The sequence below is a fragment of the Allobosea sp. R86505 genome, from assembly GCF_042466375.1.
Lineage (GTDB): Bacteria > Pseudomonadota > Alphaproteobacteria > Rhizobiales > Beijerinckiaceae > Allobosea.
On record NZ_JAXHPY010000001.1, the window covers coordinates 3,457,954 to 3,469,651 of the forward strand.

At 67.6% G+C, this 11,698-nt stretch carries 13 protein-coding genes and 1 tRNA gene; 3 read left to right on the forward strand and 11 right to left on the reverse strand.

The features are described from left to right. Positions 1 to 131: 131 nt before the first annotated feature. The 3 genes from SJY11_RS16590 to SJY11_RS16600 all read right to left on the reverse strand — a co-directional run bounded on the left by SJY11_RS16590 (position 132) and on the right by SJY11_RS16600 (position 2,541). Complete coding sequence (locus SJY11_RS16590) at positions 132 to 755, reverse strand: ATP-dependent Clp protease proteolytic subunit (RefSeq protein WP_371126650.1); 624 nt, start codon at positions 753 to 755, stop codon at positions 132 to 134. A 172-nt stretch (positions 756 to 927) separates the two neighbouring features. Further along, a complete protein-coding gene (gene tig / locus SJY11_RS16595; RefSeq protein ID WP_376987852.1) occupies positions 928 to 2,370 on the reverse strand; it encodes a trigger factor in 1,443 nt (480 codons plus the stop codon). Between the two features lie 86 nt (positions 2,371 to 2,456). Beyond that, positions 2,457 to 2,541, reverse strand: a tRNA-Leu gene (locus SJY11_RS16600). A gap of 190 nt (positions 2,542 to 2,731) precedes the next feature. Between SJY11_RS16600 and SJY11_RS16605 the strand changes: the two genes are divergently transcribed. Together SJY11_RS16605 and SJY11_RS16610 are read left to right on the forward strand one after the other, a co-directional pair. Then, complete coding sequence (locus SJY11_RS16605; RefSeq protein ID WP_376987854.1) at positions 2,732 to 4,156, forward strand: multicopper oxidase family protein; 1,425 nt, start codon at positions 2,732 to 2,734, stop codon at positions 4,154 to 4,156. Then, positions 4,156 to 4,557 carry a DoxX family protein gene (locus SJY11_RS16610; RefSeq protein ID WP_376987856.1) on the forward strand — a complete coding sequence of 134 codons (402 nt, stop codon included), beginning with the start codon at positions 4,156 to 4,158 and terminating at the stop codon, positions 4,555 to 4,557. Before SJY11_RS16605 ends, SJY11_RS16610 begins: the two co-directional genes overlap by 1 nt. Positions 4,558 to 4,652: 95 nt before the next feature. Here SJY11_RS16610 and SJY11_RS16615 read toward each other — a convergent pair whose 3' ends face one another. The 5 genes from SJY11_RS16615 to SJY11_RS16635 form a co-directional block, all read right to left on the reverse strand. Then, a complete protein-coding gene (locus tag SJY11_RS16615; protein ID WP_376987858.1) occupies positions 4,653 to 5,180 on the reverse strand; it encodes a gluconokinase in 528 nt (175 codons plus the stop codon). 6 nt (positions 5,181 to 5,186) lie between these two features. After that, the gene (gnd, locus tag SJY11_RS16620) at positions 5,187 to 6,173 is read right to left on the reverse strand and encodes a phosphogluconate dehydrogenase (NAD(+)-dependent, decarboxylating) (RefSeq protein WP_376987860.1); all 987 of its coding nucleotides are present in this window, start codon (positions 6,171 to 6,173) and stop codon (positions 5,187 to 5,189) included. Between the two features lie 92 nt (positions 6,174 to 6,265). Continuing rightward, positions 6,266 to 6,820: a hypothetical protein gene (locus SJY11_RS16625; protein WP_376987862.1), complete on the reverse strand. Its 555-nt coding sequence runs from the start codon at positions 6,818 to 6,820 to the stop codon at positions 6,266 to 6,268. An 86-nt stretch (positions 6,821 to 6,906) separates the two neighbouring features. After that, a complete protein-coding gene (locus SJY11_RS16630; protein ID WP_376987864.1) occupies positions 6,907 to 7,209 on the reverse strand; it encodes a hypothetical protein in 303 nt (100 codons plus the stop codon). 5 nt (positions 7,210 to 7,214) lie between these two features. Next, on the reverse strand, positions 7,215 to 8,225 hold the full coding sequence (locus tag SJY11_RS16635) for a 1-aminocyclopropane-1-carboxylate deaminase (protein WP_376987866.1): 1,011 nt from the start codon (positions 8,223 to 8,225) through the stop codon (positions 7,215 to 7,217). Positions 8,226 to 8,383: 158 nt separating this feature from the next. Here SJY11_RS16635 and SJY11_RS16640 point away from each other — a divergent pair, with 158 nt between their 5' ends. Beyond that, on the forward strand, positions 8,384 to 8,848 hold the full coding sequence (locus tag SJY11_RS16640; RefSeq protein ID WP_376987868.1) for an Lrp/AsnC family transcriptional regulator: 465 nt from the start codon (positions 8,384 to 8,386) through the stop codon (positions 8,846 to 8,848). Between the two features lie 45 nt (positions 8,849 to 8,893). Here the strand turns inward: SJY11_RS16640 and ppk2 are convergent, their stop codons facing one another. The 3 genes from ppk2 to urtD all read right to left on the reverse strand — a co-directional run bounded on the left by ppk2 (position 8,894) and on the right by urtD (position 11,695). Then, positions 8,894 to 10,024, reverse strand: coding sequence for a polyphosphate kinase 2 (gene ppk2 / locus SJY11_RS16645; protein WP_465247440.1), 1,131 nt, complete (start codon positions 10,022 to 10,024; stop codon positions 8,894 to 8,896). A gap of 83 nt (positions 10,025 to 10,107) precedes the next feature. Further along, on the reverse strand, positions 10,108 to 10,803 hold the full coding sequence (gene urtE / locus SJY11_RS16650; protein WP_376987872.1) for an urea ABC transporter ATP-binding subunit UrtE: 696 nt from the start codon (positions 10,801 to 10,803) through the stop codon (positions 10,108 to 10,110). Between the two features lie 127 nt (positions 10,804 to 10,930). Then, a complete protein-coding gene (gene urtD / locus SJY11_RS16655) occupies positions 10,931 to 11,695 on the reverse strand; it encodes an urea ABC transporter ATP-binding protein UrtD (RefSeq protein WP_376987874.1) in 765 nt (254 codons plus the stop codon). Between the last annotated feature and the right edge of the window lie 3 nt (positions 11,696 to 11,698).

Below are 11,698 nucleotides of genomic sequence, written 5' to 3' on the forward strand. Positions count from 1 at the left end.
TGAAACACCTGCGGGATCATCCCGCGTCCGTTCGATTCCCCATGCAAACACGGGGCCGGCCACCTTGCAATATGGGGCCGGATGGCGGGCGAGCCAACCCACAGGCGGCGCGCCCGCTCGTCGCAGCCGCCTCAGGCCGCGTCCTCGGGCCGCTTGTCGATGACCTTGTCGATCAGCCCGAACTCGCGGGCGGCCTCAGCGGTCATGAAGTTGTCGCGCTCCAGCGCCGCCTCGATCTCGGCATAGCTGCGACCGGTGTGGGTGACGTAGATCTCGTTCAGCCGGCGCTTCAGGCTCTCGACCTCGCGGGCATGGATCAGGATATCCGTGACCTGGCCCTGATAGCCGCCGGAGGGCTGGTGCACCATGATGCGGGCGTTCGGCAGGGCGAAGCGCATGTCCTTGGCGCCGGCGGTCAGCAGCAGCGAGCCCATCGAGGCGGCCTGGCCGACGCAGAGCGTCGTCACCGGGCAGCGGATGAACTGCATCGTGTCGTAGATCGACAGGCCCGAGGTCACCACGCCGCCGGGCGAGTTGATGTAGAAGGAGATCTCCTTCTTGGGGTTCTCGGCCTCGAGGAACAGCAGCTGCGCCACGATCAGCGAGGCCGAATAATCCTCGACCGGACCGGTCAGGAAGATGATGCGTTCACGCAGCAGGCGCGAATAGATGTCGAAGGCGCGCTCGCCGCGGCTCGATTGCTCGACCACCATCGGGACGAGATTGTTGTAGGTCTCGATCGGATCGCGCAGCATGAAACTGTCCTTGGGTGCAGAGCCGGGGGCGGGAGCCGGAAACCGGCGGTCGTTCGAATCGGATGTCCTGAGAGGCTATCCACATAAGCACGGCAAACGCGGCTGAAAAGAGAAGCGCCGCCCGGCATGAGCCGAGCGGCGCCACTGTCTCTGGTTAAGGTTTCCGGCGTGTTCAGGCGGACGCGTCTTCGCCCGCGGCATCCTCGGCCTTGTCGGCCTTCTTCGCCTTCTTGGCCGCGGCCTTCTTGGGCTTGGCCTCCGCCGATCCCTCGGCGTCCTCGTCGGCGTAGAGCGCCTCGCGGGAGACGGTCTGATCCTCGACCTTGATCTGGCCGAGCAGGTGGTCGACGACCTTCTCCTCGAAGATCGGGGCGCGGATCTCGGCGAGGGCCTGCGGGTTCTTGCGATAAAACTCCCAGACCTGCTTCTCCTGGCCGGGGAACTGGCGGGCGCGCTCGACGAGCGCCTGGGTGACCTCGTCATCGGAGATCTGGACCTTGGCCTGCTCGCCGATCTCGGCAAGCACGAGGCCGAGGCGCACACGGCGCTCGGCGATCTTGCGGTAGTCGCCCCGGGCGGCGTCCTCGGTCGTGCCCTCGTCCTCGAAGGACTTCTTGGCGTCCTTCATGTCCGCCTCGACCTGGCTCCAGACGCTGGCGAACTCCTGCTCGACCAGGGTCGGCGGCAGTTCGAAGGTGTACTTGCCGTCGAGGGCGTCGAGCAGGCTCTTCTTGAGCTTGCGGCGCGACTGGGTGGCGAAGTCGCGACCGATCTGCTCGCGGATCGCCGTCTTGAGCGCATCGAGCGACTCAAGCCCGAAGGCCTTCGCCAGCTCGTCGTCGATCATGATCGGCTCGGGCGCCTGCACCTCGGTCACGGTGACCTCGAACTCGGCCGGCTTACCGGCGAGATGCTCGGCGGTGTAGTTCTCGGGGAAGGTGACCTTGACCGTGCGGGTCTCGCCGGCCTTGGCGCCTTCGAGCTGCTCCTCGAAGCCGGGGATGAACTGGCCGGCGCCGAGATCGAGCGGAATGCCCTCGCCCGTGCCGCCGTCGAAGGGCTTGCCCTCGAGCGTGCCGACGAAGGAGATCATCAGGCGGTCGCCGCTGGCGGCCACGGCACCCTCGCCCTTGTTGGAGAAGCTGCGGTTCGAGCCGGCCATCCGCTCCAGGGCGGCGTCGACATCGGCGTCGGGAACCTCGGCGACCGGCTTGGTGAGCGCAACGTCCGACAGGTCGGCGAGCTCGATCTTCGGCAGGACCTCGAGGGCGACGGTGAAGGCGAGATCGCCCTTGGCCTCCATCGCGGCCTCGATCTCGTCCTTGTTCTCGGGGAACTTGATCTGCGGCTCGAAGGCGAGCTTCAGGCCGTGATCGGCGACGATCTTCTGGTTGGCCTCGTTGACCGCGTTCTGCACGACATCGGCCATGACCGAGCGGCCATACAGCCGGCGCAGATGGCCGACCGGAACCTTGCCGGGACGGAAGCCGTTGATCTTGGCCTTGCCCTGCAGACCCTGGAGGCCGTCATCGAGCCGCGTCTTGAGGTCGGCGGCGTTCAGCACCACCTGAAATTCGCGCTTGAGGCCCTGCGAGAGGGTTTCGGTCACGTTCATCGTTTTCGATCCGCCAACAGCTCGTTATTTCAATGTCCAAAGCGCGACGCCGGGAGACCGCCGCCGCGCTCACGAAAACCATCCGATGGTGCGGGCGGAGGGACTCGAACCCCCACGACTTTCGCCGCTGGTACCTAAAACCAGTGCGTCTACCAGTTCCGCCACGCCCGCCGGCCCGATGGCGCCAGCACGCGGGAAAGCGCAGCGCGGCCATCATTGGGCGCCGGTGCTATACGCATTTCAGGCGGCCCATGCAGCAAAAAAATGACGGTTCTGCAAAAGACGCCGGGCGGCCGTCCTCACGCGATCGCAAGGATGCGGCCTCTCGCCTTCGGTCCCGCCGCCGATTATGCCGGTGATCATGACCGACGCGACAGACAGTCCCGCCCCGCCGACCCGCCGCACCGCGCTCGCGTCGCTGGGAGCCCTCGCCGCCCTGCCCGGCCTTTCCATGCGGGCCGGGGCGCAGACGACCTCCGGCGCCGCCCCCGTCACCCGGACCCTGTCGGCCGGGCCGGCGCGGCAGAGGCTGCGCCCGGCGCCGGCCGTGGACACCGAGCTCTGGGCCTTCGACGGCGCGACCCCGGGACCGGCGCTGCGAATCCAGCAGGGCCGGACGCTGCATCTGCGCCTCGCCAACAAGACCACCGCGCCGCTGGCGCTGCACTGGCACGGCCTGCGCGGCGAGGCGGCGATGGATGGCGTCGGCGGGTTCAGCCAGGAGCCGATCGCGCCGGGCGAGAGCTTCGAGTACCGGCTGACGCCGCCCGATTCGGGAACGATCCTGTATCGGCCGCTGGTCCTGGGCGGCGCGGCCGAGCCCGCCGGCCGTGGCCTGAGCGGGCTTCTGGTGGTGGAGGAAAAGGACCCGCCGCCGGTGGATCTCGACCTGCCCGTGCTGGTCACCGACTGGCTGCTGGGCGACGACAATGCGCTTCAGCCCTTCCCTGCAGACAGCCCCGCAGCCGCCGCCGCGGGCCGGCTGGGAAGCTGGATCACCGTCAACGGTGTTGCGCCGCCGCAGCGCGTGCCGGTCGCGCCGGGCGCGCGGGTGCGCCTGCGGCTCGCCAATGCCTGCAATGCCCGGATCATGCGGCTGCGCTTCGACGGCATCACGGCGGTGGTCATCGCGGTCGATGGGCAACCCACCGAATCCTTCGAGCCGGTGCGCTCGCAACTGCCCTTCGCGCCGGGAACCCGCTACGACCTCCTGGTCGACATGCCCACAGAGGCGGGTGCGACCGCGATCGTCACGGCGCTGGTCGGCTCGGGCGTGCCGCTGGTCCGGCTCGTCACCGAGGGCGCCGCCCGGCCGGCCTCGACCGCGCCGATGGCGCTCAAGGCCAACCCGACGCTGCCGGCGGCGGTTCGCCTGCAGGATGCGGTGCGGCCGCAGATCGTGATCGAGGGCGGCGCGAAACTCGGCGCGGATTTGAAGCTCGACATGGCGGGGCTGGATCCCGCCCGCCCCTGGCGCCTCAATGGCGGGACGGGAGACGCAGCAGGCAAGCCCCTGTTCAGCGTCAAGCGCGGCACGCCGATCGTGCTCGCCATCGACAACCGGACCGCCTTCCTCCAGCCGCTGCATGTCCACGGCCACTGCTTCCGCCTGCTCCACCCGCTCGATGATGGCTGGGAGCCCTATTTCCTCGACACGGTGCAGATTCCCGACGGCAAGCGCCTGCATATCGCCTTCATCGCCGAAAATCCGGGACGCTGGCTGATCTCCTCGACGGTGCTGGAGCGCTTCGACCGCGGCCTGTGGACCTGGTTCGAGGTGACCTGATGGCCGAGAGCCGCCTGCGGCGCTCGATGCGTTGGCTGCTGGCGGCGTTCTATCTCGCGGCCGGCCTGCTGCATCTCTCCCGCCCGGAGGGCTTCCTGCCGATCGTGCCGGACTGGGTTCCGGCGCCTCTGGCGGTCGTGATCGCCACCGGCGTTGCGGAGATCGCCGGCGCCGTCGGCCTGATGATCCCGCGCCTGCGCCCGGCCGCAGGAATCGGGCTCGCGCTCTACGCGGCCTGCGTCTTCCCGGCCAACATCAAGCATGCGCTGGAAGGCATTGCGGTCACAGGCCTTCCGTCGAGCTGGTGGTATCATGCACCGCGGCTGGCGCTGCAGCCCGTGCTGGTCTGGTGGGCGCTCCAGGCCGGCGGCGTGATCCGCTGGCCATGGCCCCGCCGATGACTGCTTAACGTCATTGCGAGCGTAGCGAAGCAATCCAGGGCCGCGCGCTCTAAGAGTTTGGATTGCTTCGCTACGCTCGCAATGACGTCAGCCCTTCACGCCAGTCCGAGCCGCGTCAGCACGTCGGCGACGATCGCGTCCTTCGAGGATTCGACCGAAACGACGAGCGGTCGCTCGTCCTCGCCCGGCTCCTCGAGCGTGGCGAACTGGCTGTCGAGCAGCGCCGTCGGCATGAAGTGATGCTGCCTCTGCGCCATGCGTTGCCCGATCAGTTCGCGCGAGCCCCTGAGATAGACCAGCGCGACATCCGCCCGATCGCCGACGATGACGCGGCGATAGGCCCGCTTCAGCGCCGAGCAGGTGACGATGCCGTTCCGGCCCGAGGCCCGCAGATCATCGATCCAGGCGGCGATGGCGGCGAGCCAGGGCTTGCGGTCCTCGTCGGTCAGCGGTGTTCCGCCGGCCATCTTGGCGACGTTCTCCGGCGGGTGGAACGAGTCGGCGTCGCGGAAGGGCCAGCCGAGTTGGGCGGCGAGGCGCTCGCCGAGCGAGGTCTTGCCCGAGCTGGCGACGCCCATGACGACGATGACGGCAGGCTTGACCGTCCTGTGCGAGGCAACCATCCGGAGTCAGCCCTGCTTTTTGGGTTCGACATGGCCGCCGAAGCCAGCGCGCATCGCCGAGAGCACCTTCTCGCCGAAGGTGTGGTCGACACGCGAGCGGAAGCGCGCGAACAGCGCCGAGGTCAGCACCTCCGCCGGCGTCGCGGTCTCGACCGCGGCATCGACGGTCCAGCGCCCCTCGCCCGAATCCGAGACATTGCCGGAATAGGCGGAGAGGTCCTCGTCGGCGGCCAGCGCTTCGGCCGTCAGGTTGAGCAGCCAGGAGGTCACGACCGAGCCGCGGCGCCAGACCTCGGCGATCTCGGCGGTGTCGAAGGCAAAGCCGTATTCAGGCGGCAGGTCTTCCTTGGCCGACGCATTGCGCAGCAGGTCGAAGCCCTCGGCGAAGGCCTGCATCATGCCGTATTCGATGCCGTTATGGACCATCTTGACGAAATGGCCGGCGCCGACCGGGCCGCAATGGAGATAGCCCTCCTCGCTCGTCGGGTTGCGGCCCTCGCGGTGCTTCGTCGGCTCGATCTCGCCCTTGCCGGGCGCGAGCGTCGCGAAGATCGGCTCCAGCCGCTCGAAGGCCGCCTTGTCGCCGCCGATCATCAGGCAGTAGCCGCGGTCGAGGCCATGCACGCCGCCCGACGTGCCGACGTCCATGTAGTGCAGGCCCCTGGCCGCCAGCTCGCGCCCGCGGCGCACGTCGTCCTTCCAGAAGGCGTTGCCGCCGTCGATCAGCGTGTCGCCCGGCGAGAGCAGGCCGGCGAGTTCGGCCAGCGTCGCCTCGGTGATCTTGCCGGCCGGCAGCATCACCCAGATCGCGCGCGGCGCCTGGAGCCTGGCGACCATGTCGGCGAGATCGGCCGCGACGACCGCGCCATCGGTCGCCAGAGCCGCGCCGGGCTTGGGATCGCGGTCATAGACGACGCAGTCATGGCCGGCGCGCATCAGCCGGCGCACGATGTTGCCACCCATCCGGCCGAGGCCGACCATTCCAAGCTGCATGAAGTCCCTCCTCGGCAGCGGGCATCGTCCCGCCAGGGAGCTTCTGGCACCGGGCCGCCGCCGCGACAAGCCGTTCCCCGATGCGGGAACCGTCAGCCGCGGCGCTCGTGCTGGCGGATGGTGAAGGAGTAAACCGAATCCGGATTCTTCGTCGGCGGATGAGGGAGGTAGACGACGAATTCGCGTCGTTTATTCAACTCCGTGAACAGGTTGCCCTGATAGCACTCATAGAGCCCACCCTTGAAGGTGTAATACAGCGCAGCATGCGCATAGGTGATCTTGGGATCGATCAGCCGAGCGCCCGAGCCAACCGGGTGGAGACCGAAGGCGTGGCAGAAGGCGAACAGGTCGCGCGACTCCGCGGTCGACTCGGCGAAGCGATCCGCCGCGCGTTCGATCAGGTCTTCGCCGGCCTCATGGAGCTCGGGGGCCCACTGCTGGAACTGATGTTTGATGGCAAAGGCGAGATAGGCGCTGTTTTCGCGCCGGCGCAGCGGGTCCATCTCGCCCATGCGCTTGAGTGCCTGGCCAATCCCGAAGGTCAGGACGCTGTCGAGGGCCTTCTTCGCCCTGTCCCGGTAGCCTCCCAGCAGGTCCGGAAAGGTTCGCGAGATCGTCGCGATGTCGCCCTTCCTGACAATCGCCACGCACGCGCTCCTTGTCACCGGAGTGCTAGTAAACCGCGACCGCTGAGCGTCCACAAGCGTTGCCGTACCGGGGAGGTTCGGTGGCGTCAGGGGAACATCAGCGCCAGCGGCTCCATCGACCAGAGTGGCTGGACGGCGAGATGGCGCACGCAGGCGCCGGCCGGCAGGGCCCCCTCCTCGCGCCAGCGCGCGACGAGGGCCGTCGCCTCGGCCGCCCGCGCCAGCCCGACCGCCAGGACCTCGTGGCCCGGCCCGCCCGCCTCGCCGGGAGCAGTGCCGAGGAAGCTGAGCCGGCCCCGCCCCGAGAGAGCGAGCGCGCCGACCCGCTCCAGCAGGGCGGCGCGGCCGGGCGCGGCGGCCTCGAACTCGATGAGGAGGACGACCTCCATCGCCGTCAGCCGTTGCGGAAGGTGTAGCTGTAGCCGTTGATCGCCGGCACGCCGCCGAGATGGGCGTAGAGCACCTTCGATCCGGCCGGGAAGAAGCCCTTCTTCACCAGGTCGATCATGCCCTGCATGGATTTCCCCTCATAGACGGGGTCGGTCATCATGCCCTCGAGCCGGGCGGAGAGGCGGATCGCTTCGATGGTCTCCTGCGAGGGGACGCCGTAGACCGGGTAGGCGTAGTCCTCGTTCAGGACGATGTCGTCTTCGACGATGTCCTTGCCGCCGATCAGGGCCGAAGTCTTCTGCGCGATGTCGAGCACCTGCGCCCTGGTCTGGGCCGGGGTGAAGGAGGCGTCGATGCCGATGACGTTGCGCTGGCGGCCATCCTTCGCGAAACCGACGACCATGCCGGCATGGGTCGAGCCCGTCACGGTGCAGACGACGATGTAGTCGAACCGGAGGCCGAGCTGCGCCTCCTGCGCCCTCACCTCCTCGGCAAAGCCGACATAGCCGAGGCCGCCGAACTTGTGGACGGAGGCGCCGGCGGGGATCGGATAGGGCTTGCCGCCCTTGGCCTTCACATCCGCCAGCGCATTCTCCCAGCTCTGGCGGATGCCGATGTCGAAGCCCTCGTCGACGAGCTGGACGTCGGCGCCCATCACCCGCGACATCAGGATGTTGCCGACGCGGTCGTAGACGGCATCCTCATGCGGCACCCAGCTCTCCTGCACGAGACGGCACTTCATACCGATCTTGGCGGCGGTCGCGGCGACCATGCGGGTGTGGTTCGACTGGACGCCGCCGATCGAGACCAGCGTGTCGGCACCCGACGCGATCGCATCCGGCACGATATATTCGAGCTTGCGCAGCTTGTTGCCGCCGAAGGCGAGGCCGGAATTGCAGTCCTCGCGCTTGGCGAAGAGCTCGACCTGGCCGCCGAGATGGGCGGACAGACGCGGCAGCGGCTCGATCGGCGTGGGGCCGAAGGTCAGCGGGTAACGCTCGAATTTCGACAGCATGGTTCTTGCCTGCTCCGGATTGAACTCCGGAAAAGCTAGCGAAAATCATCTGAAAGGTGCTTTCGAAGTTGAGGCATGGATTGGCGTCTTGACGTCGCGATCGATCCCATCCTCTGTTGCGCCTCTCAGATTGATCCCCTTTTTCGGAAGATCCTTTCATGGAGCCCAAACTCGATCGGACCGACCTCAAGATTCTGCGGCTGCTGCAGAGCGACGGGCGGATGGGCAATGCCGAGATCGCCAAGCGCGTGAACACCAGCGCCGCCACCTGCCACAGGCGGATCCAGCGCCTGTTCGCGGAGGGTTACGTCACGGGTGTGCGGGCGCAGGTCTCGCCGCAAATGGTTGAGATGGGCACGCTCGCCTTCGTCGGTGTGGTGCTGGACCGCTCGACGCCCGAGAGCTTCGGCGATTTCGAGGCGGCGATTCGCGCGATGCCAGTCGTGCTCGACTGCCACATCGTCGCGGGTGATTTCGACTACATCCTGAAGATCCGCGTCCGCGACATGGCGGATTTCAACAAGCTCCACGGGGACAAGCTGATCGCGCTGCCCGGCGTACGCCAGACCCGCACCTTCTTCGTGATGAAGGAGGTCGTCGACAACGCGCCGCTGGCGTTCTGAGCGCCGCATCCGCCGCCGCCCGAGGCGGCGGGGCGAGCGGTGTCGTCAGACCGGCTGACCCGGCACCTGCTCGTCGCGCTCGTAGACGAAATTGGCGCGGCCGACGAGCAGCGTATCGACGGCGCCGATGCGGTCGACGTCCTTGCCGGCATAGGGCAGCGAACGCAGCACATAGCGAAACGCATTGAGGCGCGCCCGCTTCTTGTCGTCGGACTTCACCACCGTCCAGGGCGAATCGGCCGTGTCGGTGGCGAAGAACATCGCCTCCTTGGCCGCCGTGTAGTCGTCCCATTTGTCGAGGCTGGCGAGATCGACGGGCGAGAGCTTCCACTGCTTCAAGGGATGCGCCTCGCGCTCCCTGAAGCGGCGATGCTGCTCGTCGCGGCTGACCGAGAACCAGAACTTGATCAGATGGATGCCGCTGCGCACCAGATTGCGCTCGAACTCCGGCGCCTGGCGCAGGAACTCCCGGTATTCGGTGTCGGAGCAGAAGCCCATGACGCGCTCGACGCCGGCCCGGTTGTACCAGGAACGGTCGAACAGGACGATCTCTCCGGTCGTCGGGAGATGCTGGACATAGCGCTGGAAATACCACTGGCCGCGCTCGACCTCGCTGGGCTTCTCCAGCGCCACCACCCGGGCGCCGCGCGGATTGAGATGCTCCATGAAGCGCTTGATGGCGCCGCCCTTGCCGGCCGCGTCGCGGCCCTCGAACAGGATGACGACGCGCTGACGCGACTCCTTCACCCAGGTCTGCAGCTTGAGGAGCTCGGACTGCAGCCTGAACTTGTCGCGCTCATAGTCCTTGCGCAGCATCTTGTAACGATAGGGATAGGCGCCCTGGCGCCAGTCGCCCGATAATTCGTCGCTGGTTTCGCGCGGTTTTCCGGGCGCCTTCGGCAGGCCGAGCGCGCTGCGCATCCGGCGGGCGTCGTCGGGCGAGGCGCCTGCGAGGATCGCCTCGACACCCCCCGCCGCATCGGCCTCGCCAGCCACCGACGAGAGGGCGGCGATCTGCGCTTCCTGAACCGCTTCCGTCCGTTCCGCCGCCAAGCCGGCCTCGATGCCCTCGGCGTTCACGGCGGGCTCGACTTGAGTGGGGACCGGGCGGGGCTGCCGAGACGCTGCACCGGTTGAGGGCTGTCGACGGGTCGCCACGATCAATCTCCCTCGCATGGGCCGCCGGCCCGATTTCGAGGAGTGTCCCTGCAATTGACGCAGCGTCGCCATGATCTGGATCAATCCGCCGCGGCCGGCGCTCAGACTTGGATCAACCGCTGGACCTGATTGGCGTCGAGGTCCTTCATCGCGCCCGAGAGCACGACCTCGCCGCGGTCCATCACGAACATCGTGTCGGCGAGGTCGCGGGCGAAGTCGAAATACTGCTCGACCAGCACGATCGCCATGTCGCCCCTGGAGCGCAGATAGTCGATCGCGCGGCCGATATCCTTGATGATCGAGGGCTGGATGCCCTCGGTCGGCTCGTCCAGCACCAGCAGTTTGGGTCGGGTCACCAGCGCCCGCGCGATGGCGAGTTGCTGCTGCTGGCCTCCCGAGAGGTCTCCGCCGCGTCGGCTCAGCATGGATTTGAGCACGGGGAACAGGTCGAAGAGTTCGTCGGGGACATAGCGTTCCCGGCGCGGCAGCGGCGCGAAGCCCGTCTCGAGGTTTTCCTTGACGCTGAGCAGCGGAAAGACCTCGCGGCCCTGCGGCACGAAGCCGATGCCGGCCCGCGCCCGGTCCTCGGTGCGCAAGGTTGAGATGTCCTCGCCGCCGAAGGAGATCTTGCCCGCGCTGATCGCCTGCTGGCCGACGATGGCGCGCATCAGCGTGGTCTTGCCGACGCCGTTGCGGCCCATCACGCAGGTGACCTTGCCGGCTTCAGCGGTGATCGAGACCCGCCGCAGCGCCTGGGCGGCGCCGTAATGCAGGTCGATGGCGTCGACGGTCAGCATGATGCGGCCTTGAGCTTTGCGTCATTGCGAGGAGCAAAGCGACGAAGCAATCCAGAGGCCGTCGAGCGAGCCCTCCTGGATTGCTTCGCTTCGCTCGCAATGACGGTGAGGATGCGGCGGATCATGCTCATCGTCCCAGATAGACTTCGACGACGCGCTCGTTGGCGCTGACCTGGTCGAGCGGGCCCTCGGCCAGCACCGAGCCCTCGTGCAGCACGGTGACCTTCACGCCGAGTTCGCGGATGAAGCCCATGTCGTGCTCGACGACGATGACCGAATGGTCCCTAGCGATCTCCTTGAGCAGGACAGCCGTCTCGGCGGTCTCGCCGTCGGTCATGCCGGCGGCGGGCTCGTCGACGAGCAGGAGCTTTGGGTCCTGCGCCAGCAGCATGCCGATCTCGAGCCACTGCTTCTGGCCATGCGAGAGCGAGCCGGCGAGCCGGTCGCGGACGTCTGCGAGCTTGATGATGCCGAGGATGTCGTCGATCCGCTTCTGCTGCGCTGCGGCCGTCTTCCAGAACAGGGTCCGCGCCACCGTGCGCGGCGCCTTCAGCGCCAGAAGGATGTTGTCCTCGATGGTGTGGAAGTCGAAGACCGTCGGTTTCTGGAACTTGCGGCCGATGCCGAGATTGGCGATCGCCGCCTCGTCGAGCCGTGTCAGGTCGATCGACCCGCCGAACATCACCGTGCCGACATCGGGCTTGGTCTTGCCGGTGATGATGTCCATCATCGTCGTCTTGCCGGCGCCGTTGGGGCCGATGATGGCGCGCATCTCGCCGGGCTCGATCGTCAGCGAGAGGCCGCGGATCGCCTTGAAGCCGTCGAAGGAGACGCTGACGCCGTCGAGATAGAGCAGCGAGGAGGTCAGGGCGCCGGGGTTGGATGCGTTCATGCG

Bases quoted from the DNA above. Each gene is read 5' to 3' on its own strand.
- ppk2 (WP_465247440.1), bottom strand. From the start codon at position 10,024: ATGCGAGGGAGATTGATCGTGGCGACCCGTCGACAGCCCTCAACCGGT.
- SJY11_RS16605 (WP_376987854.1), top strand. From the start codon at position 2,732: ATGACCGACGCGACAGACAGTCCCGCCCCGCCGACCCGCCGCACCGCG.
- SJY11_RS16615 (WP_376987858.1), bottom strand. From the start codon at position 5,180: ATGGTTGCCTCGCACAGGACGGTCAAGCCTGCCGTCATCGTCGTCATG.
- SJY11_RS16610 (WP_376987856.1), top strand. From the start codon at position 4,156: ATGGCCGAGAGCCGCCTGCGGCGCTCGATGCGTTGGCTGCTGGCGGCG.
- urtD (WP_376987874.1), bottom strand. From the start codon at position 11,695: ATGAACGCATCCAACCCCGGCGCCCTGACCTCCTCGCTGCTCTATCTC.
- SJY11_RS16590 (WP_371126650.1), bottom strand. From the start codon at position 755: ATGCTGCGCGATCCGATCGAGACCTACAACAATCTCGTCCCGATGGTG.
- SJY11_RS16640 (WP_376987868.1), top strand. From the start codon at position 8,384: ATGGAGCCCAAACTCGATCGGACCGACCTCAAGATTCTGCGGCTGCTG.
- SJY11_RS16635 (WP_376987866.1), bottom strand. From the start codon at position 8,225: ATGCTGTCGAAATTCGAGCGTTACCCGCTGACCTTCGGCCCCACGCCG.
- tig (WP_376987852.1), bottom strand. From the start codon at position 2,370: ATGAACGTGACCGAAACCCTCTCGCAGGGCCTCAAGCGCGAATTTCAG.
- SJY11_RS16630 (WP_376987864.1), bottom strand. From the start codon at position 7,209: ATGGAGGTCGTCCTCCTCATCGAGTTCGAGGCCGCCGCGCCCGGCCGC.
- urtE (WP_376987872.1), bottom strand. From the start codon at position 10,803: ATGCTGACCGTCGACGCCATCGACCTGCATTACGGCGCCGCCCAGGCG.
- gnd (WP_376987860.1), bottom strand. From the start codon at position 6,173: ATGCAGCTTGGAATGGTCGGCCTCGGCCGGATGGGTGGCAACATCGTG.